Here is a 16,527-nt window from a genome sequence, read left to right on the forward strand (position 1 = left end):
GGCGGCGCTTCTGCCGCGACCCAAGGTCAGGAGGCAAGGGGATGAGCGCCTGGCTGACGATCATCGGGCTGAACGAGGATGGCCCCTCCGCCGCCGCGCGCGAGGCGTTGGCACGCGCGGAGCTGATTTTCGGCGGGGCGCGGCATCTGGCGCTGGCGCAGGCCGGGGAGAGGGGGCGGCCCTGGCCGGTGCCATTTTGCATCGAGCCGCTGCTGGCATACCGGGGGATGCGCGTGGTGGCGTTGTGCTCGGGCGATCCGTTCTGGTTCGGCGCCGGCAGTTTGCTGGCGCAGGCGCTGCCGGCTGAGGACTGGGTGGCGCTGCCCGCCCCCTCGACCTTCGCGCTGGCCGCCGCGAAGCTGGGCTGGCGGCTGGAGGAAACAACCTGCCTCGGGCTGCATGCCGCCCCATTCGCATTGGCGCGGGCGCATCTGCAGCGTGGCGCCAAGCTGATCTGCCTGCTCCGGGACGGCGCTTCGGTGCCCGGCTTTGCCGCCTATCTGACCGATTTGGGGTTTGGAGAGTCGCGGCTTTGGCGGCTGCAGGCGCTGGGCGGGGCGCGCGAGCACATCACCCAGGCCAGCGCCGCCGAGATGGCGGGTATTGCGCCGGGGGCATCGCCGGTGGCCGTGGCCGTTGAGGTGGCCGGGGCGTTGGGCCTGCCGCGCGGCGCGGGGCTGGCGGATTCGCTCTTCGCCCATGACGGGCAGATCAGCAAGCGCCCGGTGCGCGCCCTGACGCTGTCCGCCCTGGCGCCACGGCCGGGCGAGCATCTCTGGGATATCGGGTTGGGGTCGGGCTCCATCGCCATCGAATGGCTGCTGGCCGCCCCGGCTTCGCGCGCCAGCGGGGTGGAGGCGGATGCCGCCCGCGCCGCCCGGGCAATGGAGAACGCCGCTGGCTTCGGCGTGGCGCAGCGCCTGCACCTGCTGCAACGCCGCGCCCCGGACGGGCTGGAGAGTCTGGCGCGGCCGGATGCCATCTTCATCGGCGGCGGCGCCAGCCAGGCGCTGCTGGAACGGCTCTGGGCGCTGGCCCCCGCCGGCACGCGGGTGGTGGCGAATGCGGTGACGCTGGAGAGCGAGGCGCTGCTCACCGCCTGGTCGGCGGCGAAAGGCGGTTCGCTGCTGCGGCTGGAGCTGGCCGAGGCGGCGCCTTTGGGGGGCAAGCGCGGCTGGGTGCCGGCCCGGCCGATCGTGCAATGGAGTGTCACGTTATGAGAGTGGCGGGGTTTGGCATGCGCGCCGCCGTGCGCACGGACTCGCTGCGCGCCGCGCTGGCGGCGGCGGGGGGCGAGGTGCAGGCCCTGGCCGGGATCCGGCCCGAGGCGCTGGCCGAGCTGGCGGCGGAGCTGGATGTGCCGGTGATCGCCCTCACCCCGGCGGCGCTGACCGGCATCGAGACGCTGAGCCGCTCCGCCCGGGCGCTGGCGCGCTACGGGGTGGGCAGCCTGGCGGAGGCCTGCGCGCTCTATGCCGCGGGGCCTGGGGCACGTCTGCTCGGCCCGCGCGTGGCCTCGCCGGACAGGCTGGCGATGGCGGCGATTGCGGAAAAGGACGAACCATGATCGTGCATTTCATCGGGGCCGGGCCGGGTTCGGCGGATCTGCTGACGCTGCGCGGGCGGGATCTGATCGCCGCCTCGCCGGTCTGCCTCTATGCCGGCTCGCTGGTTCCCGAAGGCGTGCTGGCGCATTGCCCGCCCGGGGCGCGGATCGTGAACACCGCCCGCCTCTCGCTGGACGAGATCATCGCCGAAATCCAGGAGGCCGCCGCCAAGGGGCTGGATGTGGCGCGGCTGCATTCGGGGGATCTCTCGGTCTGGTCCGCCATGAGCGAGCAGCTGCAAAGGCTACGGGCGCTGGGCATCGCCTATGATGTCACCCCGGGCGTGCCCGCCTTCGCCGCCGCCGCCGCCAGCCTGGGGGCGGAGCTGACCCTGCCGGGCATCGCGCAATCTCTGGTGCTGACGCGCCTGGGCGGCCGCGCCTCGCCGATGCCCGAAGGCGAGCGTCTGGCCGCCTTCGCCGCGACGGGGGCGACGCTGGCGCTGCATCTCTCCATCCATCGCCTGGCGGATATCGTGGCCGAGCTGACCCCGTTTTACGGGGCGGATTGCCCGGTGGCGGTGATCTGGCGCGCCTCCTGGCCGGATCAGATCGTGCTGCGCGGCACGTTGGCGGATATCGAGGCGAAGATGCAGCCGGAGATCGACCGCACGGCGCTGATCCTGGTCGGGCGGGTGCTGGGGGCGGAAACGTTCGCGCGCTCGCGGCTTTACGCCCCGGATTATGACCGCCGCTACCGCCCCACCGGCCCGGCGCCACGGTTTCCGGAATGAAAGGGCTGCTGATCGGCGCGAGCGCCTCCGGCGCGGGCAAGACCACGCTGAGCCTTGGCCTCGCCCGCGCCTTCACCAGGCTGGGCGTGGCGGTGCAGCCTTACAAATCCGGCCCGGATTATATCGACCCCGCCTTTCTCGCCGCCGCCACCGGACGCGCCTGCTTCAATCTGGATAGCTGGGCGATGGGGGCGGGGGAGATCGGCGCGCTGGTGGGACGCGCGGCCGGGGCGGAGCTGGCGCTGGCCGAGGGCTCGATGGGGCTGTTCGACGGGGTGGCGCTGAAAGGCGCCAGCGGCCATGGCGCATCGGCCGAGATCGCCGCGCTGACCGGCTGGCCGGTGCTGCTGGTGCTGGATGTGCGCGGCCAGGCGCAGACGGCGGCGGCCATCGCCGCCGGGCTGGCGCGCTTCCGGCCGGATATGCAGGTGGCCGGGGTGGTGCTCAACCGCGTCGCCAGCCCGCGCCATGAAAGGCTGCTGCGCGCCGGCATGGCGCAGGCCGGGTTGCGTGTGTTCGGCGCGCTGCCCAGGCAGGAGGATGTGCGGGTGCCGGAGCGCCATCTCGGGCTGGTGCAGGCGCAGGAGCTGCCGAAGCTGGAGGCTTTGCTGGAGAAAGCCGCCGATCTGGTGAGCCAATATTGCGATCTGGACGGGTTGCTGGACGCCGCCGCCGGGCAGGCTTTGCCGGCCAGCGCCCCCCTGCCCCGCCCGCCCGGCCAGCGCATCGCTCTGGCGCGGGATGCGGCGTTTTCCTTTCTCTACCCGCATCTGCTGGAAGGCTGGCGGGCGGCGGGGGCGGAAATTCTGCCCTTCTCGCCTTTGGCCGACGAGGCGCCGGACCCCAGCGCCGATATCTGTTGGCTGCCCGGCGGCTATCCGGAGCTGCATGCCGGGGCCCTGGCGGCGGCGGGGCGGTTTCGCGCCGGCTTGCGGGATTTCGCGCAGACCCGGCCGGTGCATGGCGAATGCGGCGGCTATATGGTGCTGGGCGAAACGCTGGAGGATGCGCAAGGCCAGCGCCACGCCATGGCCGGGCTGCTCGGCCTTGCCACCAGCTTCGCCAAACGCAAAATGCATCTCGGCTATCGCCGCGCCCGGCTGCTGGCGGCGATGCCTGGGCAGGAGGCGGGTGCACATCTGGCCGGGCATGAATTCCACTACGCCTCCATCCTCGTCCAGCCCGACGCGCCCTTGGCAGAGGTGCGCGATGCCGAAGCCAGCCCGGTGCCCGAAACCGGCTCCCGCCGGGGGCTGGTCAGCGGCAGCTTCTTCCATCTGATCTCGCGGCTGGAGGGCTGATGCACAGCCTGGTCTTAATCGGCATCGGCACCGGCAACCCGGATCATCTCACCTTGCAGGCGATCAAAGCGCTGAACGCCGCCGACATCGTGATGATCCCGCGCAAAGGCGCGCAGAAGGAAGATCTGGCGGCGCTGCGCCGGCGGATCTGCGCCGAGGTGATCACCAACCCGGCCTCCAGGCTGGTGGAGTTCGACCTGCCGGTGCGCGACGAGGCCACCCCTGATTACCGCGCCCGCGTCGAGGACTGGCATGACGAGATCGCGCAATGCTGGCGCGGCGTCCTGAACGCCGCCCTGCCGCAAGGCGGGCGGGCGGCGCTGCTGGTCTGGGGCGATCCGTCGCTGTACGATTCCACCTTGCGCATCGCCGGGCGGCTGGCGCTGCCGGTGGAGGTGATCCCCGGCATCACCTCGATCCAGGCGCTCACCGCCGCGCATGAAATTGTGCTGAATGAAATCGGCGCGCCCTTTCTCATCACCACCGGGCGGCAGCTGCGCGAACAGGGCTGGCCGCCCGGGGTGGATACGCTGGTGGTGATGCTCGATGGCGGCTGCGCCTTTCAGAGCCTGGACCCGGCGGGGATTTCGATCTGGTGGGGCGCTTATCTGGGCATGGCGGAGCAGATCATCCGCCAGGGCGCGCTGGCGCAAATCGGGCCAGAGATCATCGCCACCCGCGCCGCCGCCCGGGCGGCGCATGGCTGGATCATGGATGTGTATCTGCTGAAGAAGACGGCCGGGTAAAACAAACGGGGCGTTCCTTGCGGAAACGCCCCGTCTGGGATGGTCTGTCTGGGATGGTCTCGATGCGGCCGGCGCGCGGCCAATCGTCAGCCGCGCAGCGCCTTCGGCAGCGCGTTGATCGCATGGTCGATCAGCACCGCATCCGTATCGTTGCTGACGCTGTCGCGCAGCAAGGCGGTGGAGGCGGCGGTGGCGATGTCGATCGCGGCGGCGCGAACCTCCTTCACCGCGGCGGATTCGGCGGCCTGGATGCGTTCCAGCGCCATCTTCTCGCGCCGCTGCGCGGTGGCCTGCGCCTCGGCCGCCAGCTCGGCCGCCAGACGCTGCGCCTCGGCATGTGCCGTGGCCAGGATGTGGCGGGCATCTTCCTGGGCCTGGGCCTGCTTCTGCTTGGCTTCCGCCAGCATCGCCTCGGCCTCGGCCTTCAGCTGCGCGGCTTCGTCCAGCGCCGCCTGCACCGCCTTGGTGCGGGCGTCCAGCAGGCCGCCAATGCCCTGCAGCACCTTGCGGCCGGCAATGACCGCGAAGATGACAATGGCGATGAAGACCCAGAAGGTTCCGTGCGCCCAGAACTGGGCTTGGAGAGCGTCATACTGCATCGCTTAGGCCGCCTTGCGGGCCGCCAGCGCGTCTTCGACACGCTGCGACAGCTCGCTCTGTTCCGGCACGGCGCCGGTGAGTTTGAGCAGGATCTCGGAAGCCGCTTCCGCCGCGACCGGCTTGATCGCCGCCATGGCAGAGGCGCGGGCCGCCTCGATCCGGGCTTCGGACTCGGCGAGCTTGGCCTCCAGCTCCGCGTTCAGCGCCGCTGCCTTGGTGGCAGCCTGCGCCTTCGCGTCCGCGACCGCCTTCGCCACCTCGGCCTGGGCATTCGCCCGGGCGGAAGCCAGCGTGGCCGTCAACAGCGCCACCGCCCGGTCTGCATCCTGCTTGGCGGCACGGGCCGCCGCCAGGTCGCGGGCGATGATGGCGGCGCGGTTTTCCAGAACCTTGCCCATCTGCGGCAGGCCCCAGCGCGAAAGCAGGAGGTAAAGCACCACCAAGATGACCGCCATCCAGCCCACCTGATCAAGGGTGAGCGGGTTGGAGAAATCCATCTGCGGCATCTTGCCCTCGGCCAGCGCGGCGGAGGGGGCAAGGGCCAGCAGCAGAGCGGTGCTGATCCGGCGCATCTTAGGTGAACAGAATGACCAGCGCGATGACCAGCGCGTACAGCGCCACCGCTTCCGTCAGCGCGAAGCCGAGCAGAACGTCGCGGAACATCGCATCGCGGGCGGCCGGGTTGCGGCCGACGGAGGAGACGAACGAGCCGAACAGGTTACCGATACCGACACCGGCACCGGCGACACCGATGGTGGCGAGACCCGCGCCAACGTCCTTGGCGAGCAGAGCGGCAGACTGAGGATCCATGTAGATTTTTCCTTTTTTAGCAGAAACTTGGAGGCAAACCGAGGAAGACCGGACCGGCCTTAATGCATATGCACCGCATCATGCAGATAAAGGCAGGTCAGGATGGCGAAAACATAGGCCTGCAGCCCGGCCACCAGCAGCTCCAGAGCCGCCAGCGCCACGTTCAGGCCAAGCGGAACCACGGAGGCGATGGCGCCGAACACGCCGAACCCGGCGGTGAGCAGCAGCATGAAGCCGGCGAAGACTTCCCACATCACGTGCCCGGCGGTCATGTTCGCGAACAGACGCACGGAGAGCGACACCGGCCGGGAGAGATAGGAGATGATCTCGATCGGCACCAGCAGCGGCAGCAGCCAGCCCGGCACCCCGGCGGGGACAAAAAATTTCAGGAAGCCGAAGCCGTGAATATAGAAGCCCACCGCGGTCGAGAAGATGAACACGAACAGGGCCAGCGCCAGCGTCACCGCGATATGCGAGGTGAAGGCGAAGAAATAGGGGAACAGCCCGATCAGATTGCCGAGCAGGATGAAGCTGAAGATGGTGAAGACCAGCGGGAAGAATTTGCGGCCTTCCTCGCCGATCGTGTCCACGCACATATGGTGTACGAACTCATACAGCACCTCGACCAGCGCCTGGATGCGGCCGGGCACCAGCGCCTTGGCCTTCAGCCCGATGGCGAACATGCCGACGATGATGATGGCGGCCGCCAGCATCGCCTCGTTGGAGTTGGTGAAATTGACCGCGCGCCCGATGGCCCCCAGACCGGTGGTCAGGTCGAATTGTCCCAGCGCGTCGATCGATGGTCCCGCCATGTGTTCTACCCTGCCTGAAGCCGTACTTTTGCCGCTTGCGCGGAGGTTTATCCAACACGCCGCTCGCGCGGCGCCTAACCGACCCGCCGCTCACGCGGCGTTTAAACTGTTTTCGCCCCGATTGATACCGGCGCGACCTACCGCCCGCGATCGGCCCGCAAAAGATTGCGCATGCCGGCCGCCAGACCCACCGGGACCATGAGGATCATCAGCCAGGGCTTGGTATGGAAGAGCCGATCCAGCCCCCACCCGATCACCACGGCGATGACCATCGCGGCCACCATCTCAACCCCCAGCCGCATCGCCAGCTCGATGGCGCGTTGCGCCGAGCCGGCATCGCTCTGCCCTGGCGCCTTGCGCTTGGGACCCTGGGCCGCGTCTTCCGCCGCCGCCAGCCGGGCCTCAAACCCTGGTTTCTCCGGGCCGTCGCTCATGCACCTGCTCCTCGCGGATATCCGCCGGAAGGTTGGGCGGTTGCTATCCTTACCCCCCGGACTGTCAAGAATGAAGCGGCGTTATAGTGCATGTACGGCTTTTGTGCCAAAATCGCACAGACCAGACTGTTGACGCGGTTACGACCGGCCCGCCACTTATTCACGAGTCGATTAGTTTTGGGGTCCGCCTTGCCTGTGGAAATGCTGCGCGAATTGCCGCTGGATCAGATCTTGCTCGGTGATGCCGGGACGATGTTGCGCATGCTGCCGGATGCGTCGATCAACTGCGTCTTCGCCGATCCGCCTTATAATCTGCAGCTGCGCGGGGAATTGCGCCGCCCGGATGACAGCCTGGTCGACGGGGTGGATGACGATTGGGATAAATTCACCGATTTCGCCGCCTATGACGCCTTCACCCGGGACTGGCTCTCCGAATGCCACCGGGTGCTGAACAAGGACGGGACGATCTGGGTGATCGGCTCCTATCACAATATCTTCCGCATCGGGGCGATGATGCAGGATCTGGGCTTCTGGATCCTCAACGACGTGATCTGGCGCAAGACCAACCCGATGCCGAATTTCCGCGGCCGGCGCTTCACCAACGCGCATGAGACGATGATCTGGGCGGCGCGCAGCCAGCAGAGCCGGTATAAGTTCAATTACCAGTCGATGAAGGCGCTCAACGACGATCTGCAGATGCGCTCGGACTGGACGCTGCCGCTCTGCACCGGGACCGAGCGGCTGAAGAATAATCACGGGCTGAAGCTGCACCCGACCCAGAAGCCGGAAGCGCTGCTGCACCGGGTGATCATGGCCTCGACCAGCCCGGGCGATGTGATCGTGGACCCGTTTCTGGGCACCGGCACCACGGCGGCGGTGGCCAAGCGGCTGCACCGGCATTTCATCGGCATCGAGCGGCATCCGGCCTATGTGGAGGCCGCCTGGGGGCGGCTGGCGGCGGAGGCCCCGGCCTCGCGCATGGCGGTGGTGGCCCCGCCCTCCGGCCGGGCGGCGCCGCGAATCGCCTTTGGCAGCTTCGTCGAGCGCGGCATCATCCGCACCGGGACCAAGGTGATGGACAAGCAGCGCCGGGTGGAGGCGGAGGTGACGGCCGAGGGCGGGCTGGTGAGCGGGGCGCATCGCGGCTCGATCCATCAGGTCGGCGCCGCGGTGCAGAACGCGCCCTCCTGCAATGGCTGGACCTTCTGGCATTTCGAGCGCGACGGGCAGTTGCTGCCGCTGGACGCGCTGCGCAAGGAAACCCCAGAGGGGTAATTTGTTCCCGAAATGTTCCACGTGGAACATGAGTTTTAACGTCGCGTTAGATATGATCGCGCCGCCTGTATTTCAGGGTCAAGCCAGGCCGGCCGGGCGGCGCTATGCTCTTTGCAGTGTTCAAAGAGGAAGCCATGCCCGAATATCTGAAATTCTATATCGACGGCGCCTGGGTGGACCCGGTGGCGGCCAAGCGGATTGAGGTGATCGACCCCTCCACGGAAGCGGTGTTCACCGAGATTTCCGGCGGCGCCGAGGCGGATGTGAACAAGGCGGTGGCGGCGGCGAAGGCGGCGTTCAAGAGCTTTTCGCGCTTCAGCCAGACAGAGCGGCTGGAGCTGCTGGAGACCTGCCTCGCGGTCTATAACAAGCGCTTCGAGGATATCGCGCAGGCTTGCGCGCGCGAGATGGGGGCGCCGATCGGCTTTGCCAGGGAGGCGCAGGCCTGGGTGGGGCAGAAACATTTCGAGGCGACGATCGAGAAGCTGCGGACGTTCAGCTTCACCGAAAAGCGCGGCAGCACGATGGTGGTGAAGGAGCCGATCGGGGTGTGCGGGTTGATCACGCCCTGGAACTGGCCGCTGAACCAGATTGTCTGCAAGGTGGCGCCGGCTTTGGCGACGGGCTGCACGATGGTGCTGAAACCCTCCGAGATCGCGCCGGTGAATGCGCTGATCTTCGCCGAGGTGATGCATGAGGCCGGGGTGCCGGCGGGGGTGTTCAACCTGGTGAACGGCACCGGGCCGGAGGTGGGCCAAATTCTGGCGGCGCATCCGGATGTGGATATGATGAGCTTTACCGGCTCGACCCGGGCCGGGGTGATCGTGGCGCGGGAGGCGGCGGCGACGGTGAAGCGCGTCTGCCAGGAGCTGGGGGGCAAATCCGCCAATATCCTGCTGGAGGATGTGGATCTGGAGGATGCGGTGCGCCAGGGCATCGGCGCCTGCTTCATCAATACCGGGCAGAGCTGCGACGCGGCGACGCGCATGCTGGTGCCGGCACATCTGCATGACGCGGCGGTGGCGATCGCGGTGGATGAGGCGAACAAGCAGACCCCGGGCCCGGCCTTCGCCGAGGGCACGGTGCTGGGGCCGCTGGTGAGCCAGATGCAGTGGGACAAGGTGCAGAGGCTGATCCAGGCCGGGATCGAGGATGGGGCGACACTCGCCTGCGGCGGGCTGGGCAAGCCGGAGGGGCTGGAGCGGGGCTATTTCGTGAAACCGACGGTGTTCGCGAATGTGAAGCCGGGCATGACCATCGAGAAGGAGGAGATTTTCGGGCCGGTGCTCTCCATCATTCCCTATGAGAGCGTCGAGCAGGCGATCGAGATCGCCAATGACACGGTGTATGGGCTGGCGGCCTATGTGCAGGGCAAGGATATGGAGACAGTGCGCGCGGTGGCGGCGCAAATGCGGGCCGGCTCGGTTTATCTGAACTACCCGGATTCGGATTTTTACTCGTCGTTTGGCGGGTATAAGCAGAGCGGCAATGGGCGCGAATATGCCGATTGGGCGATGCACGATTTCCTGGAGATTAAGAGCGTGCTGGGGTATGGGGGGTAGTTTACGCCAAGGTCAGGGGCGAAGCTGAAAAATGAAATCAACCAGTGACGGAGGCACTCCATCACTGGTTGATAAATTGAATATAACGTTAGTTTTTGTTCGCTATATCAGGTAGTTTTTTGGGAGTTTTGATCGCTCGAAGTTTTTGATAAAGTTGGTGCGCATCTTGAAGCTTAAGCGCTGCTTTTTGGGGCTTTCGTTTCTGCGTCTCATTCCACGGATCACCACTTCCTTCAGAAGCAAGGAAAACAGCGGTCGCCGCCAACTCCAATGCTATTGCATCTGCTTTATTCGCCTCCTCAATAAGCTCCTTTCTTGCAACGTTTTGAGTTTCCCCCTGGGCATCTTGGGCTTCAAAAACTGAATAGCTGCCTCCCCAACTTGCCGGATGTTCAGTCTCAATCAACATACCTAACAAGCAGGCTTGCCAAGTAGCATTCGCAAGCTCTTCGCTATAAGGCCCAAAATTCCGATAAGAAAATTTAAAACCGTCACCTAAGCCGGTAGCCTCCAAAAGAAATCCTATCTTTTGAAATCTCGTTCGCCCGACGATGCGCCCGCCAGCATCTCGAACAATATCAGAAGCCTTTTCTATATCTTTTTTTTGTTCAGACATATTACGCATTTTCTATCTCCGACTGAACAACTGACCTAACGATTCGTCTGGCCTGATCGTCATTTTCCGGCACATATACGCGAAAAAGCCGAAAAACTTCAACAGCAGCAATGACCTTTGATTGTTTTGCAACATCCACCAACTCACCCGTGCTCTGCTTGATCATAATTTGATTTAGTGGCCCTTTATCATCTTGAAGAGGCTTATAGGGCGTCCTATTCGCTTGGTCCAAAAGAACCCTTGTCCTATTAGCCTCATCACTGTTTTGCCAATCCAAAATCTTTTGATTCACCGAGGCACAAGCCCTGTCTAATTTTTCGTCATCACCTCGAAATTTCGGCTCTTTTCGCAACAAATCTTCACGCACATCAATGCATTTGAATAGTTTTCTGTGAGCTAACCGTTCAGAAAACTCTTTGATCCGAACGTCGGTTGCATCCGCCATCATCGATAGCGCCCCCCAAACAACCGTGTCATCAAGAGCCATAAGATTTTCGATCTTTTCTGGGTTTTTCGAGAACACAACAATAGGGTGCTGCTTTGGAAGGCCAGTTTTGGCAACGCTACCGCTCCTTACCGCACGCATTACTAATAACAACAACTCCGTAAACAGCTTCTCCGCACCTCGCGTTGCTTTGTGGAAATAAATTGTTGGATAAAGCTGAAACAGACCTAAAACATAGGTCTCTGCAGCATAAACCGCTTTCGGACCAAGAACGAAAGTACTTACCTTTGGAAGTTCCGCCTCCTCAACACCCGTTGAAACCTCCCCCACCTCTAAATTAGAAATCAGCCAATCAAAATCGATCGCACCATGCTGCGTTCCCGCCATCAGCCTGTCTCGGCGCATATAATCGAGCCGGTCTGCATCAAATTGGCTTGAGACAACCGCACTATAAATATCACCTGGCCCCGAGGCACCAACTATGTCGGCCACATCATCGGCAAAGCCTGTTCCCAACGGCGCAAATGCCTTTTTCAACTCAGGAGACCTGATTAGCATGTCACTAACCTTTTCGTGGTTCGCGAGCGTCAAACCGAGTCTTTTCCCAACATCTTCAAAAGCATGACTAAAAGGCCCATGACCTAGATCATGCACTAAAGCCGCCGCCAACGCTTGCCGGGCTCGCGTTGGTTGGTACTCCCTCCCTAAAAAACCTTTAATCACCGACATCAAACGTCGAGCCGTATGAAACACGCCCACGCTATGCGCAAAACGAGTGTGGGTGGCGCCTGGATAGACAAGCTCCGAAAAGCCGAGTTGCTTTATGCGCCGCAATCTCTGAAAAGGCTTTGTTTGAATTGCTCTCCAAATCGCGTCATCAAACTCATCCGCCTGAAACTCGATTATGTTATGAAGAGGGTCACGAATCCTTTGCCGACGATACGTCATAGTTCTTGCTTTGTTCCAACAAAACTGTCAAGCACAAAAAAAGAATGTGTCAACAAAAAACGATTCGCACAACATTAATACGGTAATGCAACCGCTACCTTGCCCCCCACCCCCAACCCGGCCTAACCTCCCCCACGGGAAAACGCCGCCCATGGCATGGTCAGTGATGGGGGGGGATCAAAAATATGGGGTTGGAGTTGGGGGGGGTGCCGCAGGTGGCGTTATGTGCCACGGCGGGGCTGCTGCCGTTATTGCAGGGTTTGGGCACGGATGCGGAGCGGGTTTTCGGGCCTTCCGGGATCGATGCCGGGCGGTTGCGGGCGGATAGCGAGGGCGGGCTGGCGCTGGCCTCTTATGTGGAGGTGATGGAGCGCGCGGCGCGGCTCTCCGGCCGGGGGGATTTCGGGTTGCTGTATGGGCGGGATTTTCCGGCCTCCAGCCATGGGCTGGTGGGGGATCTGGCGCTGGCCGCCCCCAGCATCGGCACCGCCTTGCGGCAGCTGACGGATCTGTTTCCCCTGCACCAGCAGGCCAGCGAGGCGCGGCTGGTGGCCGAAGGCGGGCTGCTGCGGCTGGAATACCGGATTGTCGATTGGCGGATTTTCGAGCGCCGGCAGGATGCGGAGCTGACGCTGGCGATGTTCCAGAATATTCTGCGCGCCGCCTATGGGCCGGCCTTCCAGGCGGAGGAGGTGCAGTTCGAGCATCCGGCGCCGGGCGATGCAAGGGCGCATGAGGCGGCGTTCGGGGCGCCGGTGTTTTTCGGGCAGCGCACGAATGCGATTATTTTCCGGCCCGGGGATTTGTCCCGCCGGATGCCGGGGGCGGATGCGGGGCGGTTCGCGGCACTTTCGGCGCAGGCTTATCTGCGCCGGCTGCCGCGCAAGCTGGTGCCGCTGGAGGCCAGGGTGTGCGCGGAAATCCGCTCGCGCCTGCCGGAGGGGGCACCGCCGGTGGCGGAGGTGGCGGAGGCGCTGGGTCTGGCGCGCTGGACCTTGCAGCGGCGCCTGGCGGAGAGCGGGCTGACCTATGCGCAGGCGGTGCAGGATGTGCGCCGGGCGCTGGCGCAGAGCTATCTGGCGCAGCCGCATCTTTCCATCTCCGGCGTGGCGCAGCTGCTTGGCTATGCCGAGCTGAGCCCGTTCTCGCGCGCCTGCAAACGCTGGTTTGGCGCCGCACCCGAACGGATCCGGGCGCGGACGCTGAACCATTGAGGCTCAGGGCTGGGCGATGGTGATCTCCATCTCGTCATAGCGCTTGAATTTATAGACCAGGGTGGAGACGACCCAGCTGAGCCCGAAAATGCCGATGATGATGTAGCCGATGGCGCCGAACTGCTCGTTCAGCCGGGCGATGGCGTTCCAGAACCAGCCGCCGAGGGCGAATTCCGCGGCGATGAGGCCCAGCCCCTCGATGCCGCCAATGACCAGCGCCACCAAGGCGGAGACCAAAGTGATGGTGAGGTTGTAATAGAGCTTGCGCACCGGCTTGACGAAGGCCCAGCCATAGGCGCCGAGCATCAGGATGCCGTCAGTGGTGTCGATGAGGGACATGCCGGCGGCAAAGAGCAGCGGGAAGGTGAGCAGCGGCCAGAGCGACATGCCGTGCAGCGCCTGGGTGGAGGCGATGCCGAGCAGGGTGACCTCGGTGGTGGTGTCAAACCCCAGCCCGAACAGGAAGCCCAGCGCCAGCATGTGCCAGCTGCGGCTGACCAGCCTGAAGAGCGGCCGGAACAGGCGGGCGAGCAGGCCGCGCTGGTTGAGCAGCAGGTCGAAATCCTCCTCCACATAGGCGCCGCCGCGGCGGACATGGCGGAAGCTGCGATAGACGGCGCGCGCGATGAGCAGGTTCATCAGCGCGATCAGCAGCAGGAAGAAGCTGGAGACCAACGTGCCGATGGTGCCGGCGATGGCGTTGTAATTATTGAAACTGTCGGCGAGGGTGACGGTCATTGCCGCGATCACGACGACGCCGATGAGCAGCACGGCGGAATGGCCGATGGAGAAGCAAAAGCCGACGCCGACCGGGCGTTGGCCCTGCTGCATCAGCTTGCGGGTGACATTGTCGATGGCGGCGATATGGTCGGCATCCACCGCGTGGCGCAGGCCGAAGATATAGGCCAGCAGGGCGGTGCCGAGCAGCACCGGGTTATGGTGAAACGAGATCAACGCCCAGAGCCAGGCGCCGATATTGAGGGCGAAGAGGAAGAGATAGATCCCGATCACCTTGGCGCGCAGGCCGGATGCGGGGGCGAATAAAGACAGCATGGTTTGCCTCGTTCAACAGCGTTGCCACCGCGAACAAGGCGGGCCCGGCAAAAGACCCTCCCACCAGGACACCCCGCCCGATGCGTTCACGCTGACGCTCTCGATGGCAGGTCTCCTGGCTCACGCGTCTTTGCCGGGTGCGCCGCCTTCCCGGTTTCCCAGTGGCATATGGCGCGCGGCTCTGCGCTTACAGTTGCGGGGACAGCCGGGGATTTTCACCCACGTTCCCTTTTCATCCTCCGGGGAGGAACCATCGCCGCCAGGGTAACGCGGTTGCGCCGGGGTGGGAAGGTGGGGGGCTCAGCCCGGGGCGATTTCGATGAGATGGCCGTCAGGGTCGCGCTGCAAGGCGGGGTGGGGGCCTTTGAAAACCAGCCGGTCGGCGGCGAGATCGGCCGGGTGCGGCGGCGGGAAGGGGGCGACCTGGCTGTAGGCGAGCAGCTCCACTCCCGGCCCCTCGGCGCCGCGCAAGGTGAGGATGCGCGCGGTGGCGCCGGGCACACCGTCCAGCCGCGCCTGCGCGGGGCCCTGGTTAAGCTGTTCGGCCTGGAGGTGCAGGCCGAGCGCGGCATAGACCGGCAAGGCGGCGTCCGGCCGGGTGGCGACGATGCCGGAATGGTCGTAGCCGGGTGGGGCGTCGCGTTGCAGATATTCCAGCGGGTGCCCATCCGGGTCGCGGAATTTCCAGGCGAGCACGCCGCCGGATTCGGGTGGCAGCCGCACCGGGCCGCCTTGCGAGATGGGCCGCGCACCGGCGGAAAGGGCCCGGGTGGCGGCGGCGTGGATATCGGGCGTGAGCAGCGCGATATGCTGGAACAGGCTGGCATTGCCGGGGGCGTTGGCGGGGTAGCCCGCGCCGACCGGCAGGCAGGCGGTGAGATCCAGCGTCTGCGCACCCAGGCGCAGGCGCTGGCGGCGCACCGCCGCCACGCCGAGCAGGCTGGCCAGCGGCAGATCCGCCTCCGCGCCACCTTCCGGCGCGAAGCCCAGCGCGACGTAGAAGGCGTTGAGGCGGTCGAGATCCGAGACATTGCGGGCGACGCGCAGCAGGCTCATGCGATGCCTCGGCTGTTGGTGTGGATGGCGAGCAGCCTGGTGCCGGCGCAGATGAACAGGCGCGAGAGGTTGCGGCCGCCGAAACAGAGATTGGACACGGTGTCGCCGATGACGATCTTGCCCAGCACGTCGCCCGCGGGCGAGAGGCAATGCACGCCATCGCCGGCACTGCACCAGAGATTGCCGTCGACATCGCATTTGATGCCGTCCGCATAGCCAGGGCTGATCCGCGCGAAAATCCGGCCATTGGAGAGTTTGCCGTCCTGCACATCGAAAACGCGGATATGGCGGTCTGTGTGCGGGTCGAACTGGTCGCCGGTTTCGGTGACGTAGAGGCGGGTTTCGTCCGGCGAGAAGGCGAGCCCGTTGGGGCCGGTGAAATCATCCGAGGCGATGCTGAGCTGGCCGTTCGCATCCAGCCGGTAAAGGGCGGGCGGGCGTTCGGGGGCCTGCTTGCCGCCTTCATAATCGGTCATGATGCCATAGACCGGATCGCTGAACCAGATCGCGCCGGTGCCGCGCTGGAGGGTGACATCGTTCGGCGCATTCAGCCGCTGGCCGTCATATTTATCGGCAAGGATGCTGGTGCGGCCATCGAGTTCGCGCCTGGTGATGGCGCGGCCGTGATGCAGGCAGGAGATCAGCCGACCTGCATTGTCCCGCGCATGGCCGTTGGCGAAATCGGAGGGGTATTGGTAGGTGGTGACAACATTATCGCACCAGCGCAGCACGCGGTTATTGGGAATGTCCGAAAACAGCAGCAATTCCTGATCCGCGAACCAGACCGGGCCTTCGAGCCAGCGGCAGCCATCCGCCAAGGTTTCCAGCTGGGCGTTGCCGAGGATGAGATGGTTGAAGCGCGGGTCCTGGATGTCGTACAGGCTCACTTGAAATGTCCCGGTTGTTTTTGCGGCTTGGTGTCGATCTGCACGCACATCAGCACGCAGGGCACATCGCCGATGGTGCCGGAGCGGTGGCCGCGCTTATTGTTCCAGTCCCGGCAATTCTGGTCTTCGCCGAATTGCACATCGCCGGGGCCGAATTCGCGGCGCGTGCCGTCCATCGCTTCCACCCACCAGCGCCCGGAGATCGGCACGATCCATTGCGGCTTGGGGTTTTCGTGCCATTCGCCGATCCAGCCCACCGGCTGCTCGGTGAAGACGATGCTGCTCTGGCCGGTGAAGAGCTTGTTGTTCCATTGCGGGTCGGCATCGCCCACCCCTTCGAAGGTGAAATTCTCCAGCACGGCCTGGGAGAAATGGCTGATGCCATCGGCATCCGTCCAGAGATGCCAGTAGGGAACATGCGGCATGAT

At 64.8% G+C, this 16,527-nt stretch carries 19 protein-coding genes and 1 riboswitch; of the genes, 8 read left to right on the forward strand and 11 right to left on the reverse strand.

Translation table 11 applies throughout. The annotated features are described in order from the left end of the window. Positions 1-41 precede the first annotated feature (41 nt). Genes cbiE through cobF form a run of 5 tightly spaced genes read left to right on the forward strand, consistent with a single transcriptional unit; the run spans position 42 to position 4,387 of the window. Positions 42-1,220 carry a precorrin-6y C5,15-methyltransferase (decarboxylating) subunit CbiE gene (cbiE, locus tag ACZ46S_RS08165; protein ID WP_464064086.1) on the forward strand — a complete coding sequence of 393 codons (1,179 nt, stop codon included), beginning with the start codon at positions 42-44 and terminating at the stop codon, positions 1,218-1,220. Beyond that, the gene (locus ACZ46S_RS08170) at positions 1,217-1,567 is read left to right on the forward strand and encodes a cobalamin biosynthesis protein (RefSeq protein WP_464064087.1); all 351 of its coding nucleotides are present in this window, start codon (positions 1,217-1,219) and stop codon (positions 1,565-1,567) included. The genes cbiE and ACZ46S_RS08170 overlap by 4 nt, the downstream gene beginning before the upstream one ends. Further along, positions 1,564-2,340, forward strand: a complete 777-nt coding sequence (cobM, locus tag ACZ46S_RS08175) for a precorrin-4 C(11)-methyltransferase (RefSeq protein WP_464064088.1) — start codon at positions 1,564-1,566, stop codon at positions 2,338-2,340. Before ACZ46S_RS08170 ends, cobM begins: the two co-directional genes overlap by 4 nt. Continuing rightward, positions 2,337-3,641 (forward strand): cobyrinate a,c-diamide synthase, encoded by a 1,305-nt coding sequence (locus ACZ46S_RS08180; RefSeq protein WP_464064089.1) that lies wholly within the window; start codon positions 2,337-2,339, stop codon positions 3,639-3,641. Before cobM ends, ACZ46S_RS08180 begins: the two co-directional genes overlap by 4 nt. Beyond that, on the forward strand, positions 3,641-4,387 hold the full coding sequence (cobF, locus tag ACZ46S_RS08185) for a precorrin-6A synthase (deacetylating) (RefSeq protein ID WP_464064090.1): 747 nt from the start codon (positions 3,641-3,643) through the stop codon (positions 4,385-4,387). The genes ACZ46S_RS08180 and cobF overlap by 1 nt, the downstream gene beginning before the upstream one ends. Before the next feature lie 86 nt (positions 4,388-4,473). Here cobF and ACZ46S_RS08190 read toward each other — a convergent pair whose 3' ends face one another. The 5 genes from ACZ46S_RS08190 to ACZ46S_RS08210 form a co-directional block, all read right to left on the reverse strand. Beyond that, complete coding sequence (locus ACZ46S_RS08190; protein WP_464064091.1) at positions 4,474-4,986, reverse strand: F0F1 ATP synthase subunit B family protein; 513 nt, start codon at positions 4,984-4,986, stop codon at positions 4,474-4,476. A gap of 3 nt (positions 4,987-4,989) precedes the next feature. Continuing rightward, positions 4,990-5,559, reverse strand: coding sequence for a F0F1 ATP synthase subunit B family protein (locus ACZ46S_RS08195; RefSeq protein ID WP_464064092.1), 570 nt, complete (start codon positions 5,557-5,559; stop codon positions 4,990-4,992). A 1-nt stretch (position 5,560) separates the two neighbouring features. Further along, positions 5,561-5,797, reverse strand: a complete 237-nt coding sequence (locus ACZ46S_RS08200; protein WP_008495604.1) for an ATP synthase subunit C family protein — start codon at positions 5,795-5,797, stop codon at positions 5,561-5,563. Between the two features lie 59 nt (positions 5,798-5,856). Next, the gene (locus ACZ46S_RS08205; protein ID WP_464064093.1) at positions 5,857-6,609 is read right to left on the reverse strand and encodes a F0F1 ATP synthase subunit A; all 753 of its coding nucleotides are present in this window, start codon (positions 6,607-6,609) and stop codon (positions 5,857-5,859) included. 137 nt (positions 6,610-6,746) lie between these two features. Then, complete coding sequence (locus ACZ46S_RS08210) at positions 6,747-7,043, reverse strand: AtpZ/AtpI family protein (protein ID WP_295744065.1); 297 nt, start codon at positions 7,041-7,043, stop codon at positions 6,747-6,749. Between the two features lie 201 nt (positions 7,044-7,244). Here ACZ46S_RS08210 and ACZ46S_RS08215 point away from each other — a divergent pair, with 201 nt between their 5' ends. Both ACZ46S_RS08215 and ACZ46S_RS08220 read left to right on the forward strand, forming a co-directional pair. After that, positions 7,245-8,318, forward strand: a complete 1,074-nt coding sequence (locus ACZ46S_RS08215) for a site-specific DNA-methyltransferase (RefSeq protein WP_295744074.1) — start codon at positions 7,245-7,247, stop codon at positions 8,316-8,318. A 134-nt stretch (positions 8,319-8,452) separates the two neighbouring features. Next, entirely contained in the window at positions 8,453-9,880 is a 1,428-nt protein-coding gene (locus ACZ46S_RS08220; RefSeq protein ID WP_464064094.1) for an aldehyde dehydrogenase family protein, read from the forward strand. Positions 9,881-9,968: 88 nt separating this feature from the next. On the opposite strand, the gene ACZ46S_RS08225 is transcribed toward ACZ46S_RS08220, so the two are convergent. Then, entirely contained in the window at positions 9,969-10,496 is a 528-nt protein-coding gene (locus ACZ46S_RS08225; RefSeq protein ID WP_464064095.1) for a hypothetical protein, read from the reverse strand. Position 10,497: 1 nt separating this feature from the next. After that, entirely contained in the window at positions 10,498-11,889 is a 1,392-nt protein-coding gene (locus tag ACZ46S_RS08230) for an HD domain-containing protein (protein WP_464064096.1), read from the reverse strand. 185 nt (positions 11,890-12,074) lie between these two features. Here ACZ46S_RS08230 and qhpR point away from each other — a divergent pair, with 185 nt between their 5' ends. Then, on the forward strand, positions 12,075-13,103 hold the full coding sequence (gene qhpR / locus ACZ46S_RS08235) for an AraC-like transcriptional regulator QhpR (RefSeq protein ID WP_464064097.1): 1,029 nt from the start codon (positions 12,075-12,077) through the stop codon (positions 13,101-13,103). A gap of 3 nt (positions 13,104-13,106) precedes the next feature. Here qhpR and ACZ46S_RS08240 read toward each other — a convergent pair whose 3' ends face one another. From ACZ46S_RS08240 to ACZ46S_RS08255, 4 genes are all read right to left on the reverse strand, one after another. After that, positions 13,107-14,156 carry a HoxN/HupN/NixA family nickel/cobalt transporter gene (locus ACZ46S_RS08240; RefSeq protein ID WP_464064098.1) on the reverse strand — a complete coding sequence of 350 codons (1,050 nt, stop codon included), beginning with the start codon at positions 14,154-14,156 and terminating at the stop codon, positions 13,107-13,109. Positions 14,157-14,244: 88 nt separating this feature from the next. After that, positions 14,245-14,426: riboswitch (cobalamin riboswitch) on the reverse strand. Between the two features lie 30 nt (positions 14,427-14,456). Next, positions 14,457-15,212, reverse strand: coding sequence for a VOC family protein (locus ACZ46S_RS08245; RefSeq protein WP_464064099.1), 756 nt, complete (start codon positions 15,210-15,212; stop codon positions 14,457-14,459). Further along, positions 15,209-16,099 (reverse strand): SMP-30/gluconolactonase/LRE family protein, encoded by an 891-nt coding sequence (locus tag ACZ46S_RS08250; RefSeq protein ID WP_464064100.1) that lies wholly within the window; start codon positions 16,097-16,099, stop codon positions 15,209-15,211. The genes ACZ46S_RS08245 and ACZ46S_RS08250 overlap by 4 nt, the downstream gene beginning before the upstream one ends. Continuing rightward, a complete protein-coding gene (locus tag ACZ46S_RS08255; protein WP_464064101.1) occupies positions 16,096-16,524 on the reverse strand; it encodes a cupin domain-containing protein in 429 nt (142 codons plus the stop codon). Before ACZ46S_RS08255 ends, ACZ46S_RS08250 begins: the two co-directional genes overlap by 4 nt. Between the last annotated feature and the right edge of the window lie 3 nt (positions 16,525-16,527).

The organism is Acidocella aluminiidurans (assembly GCF_055383125.1).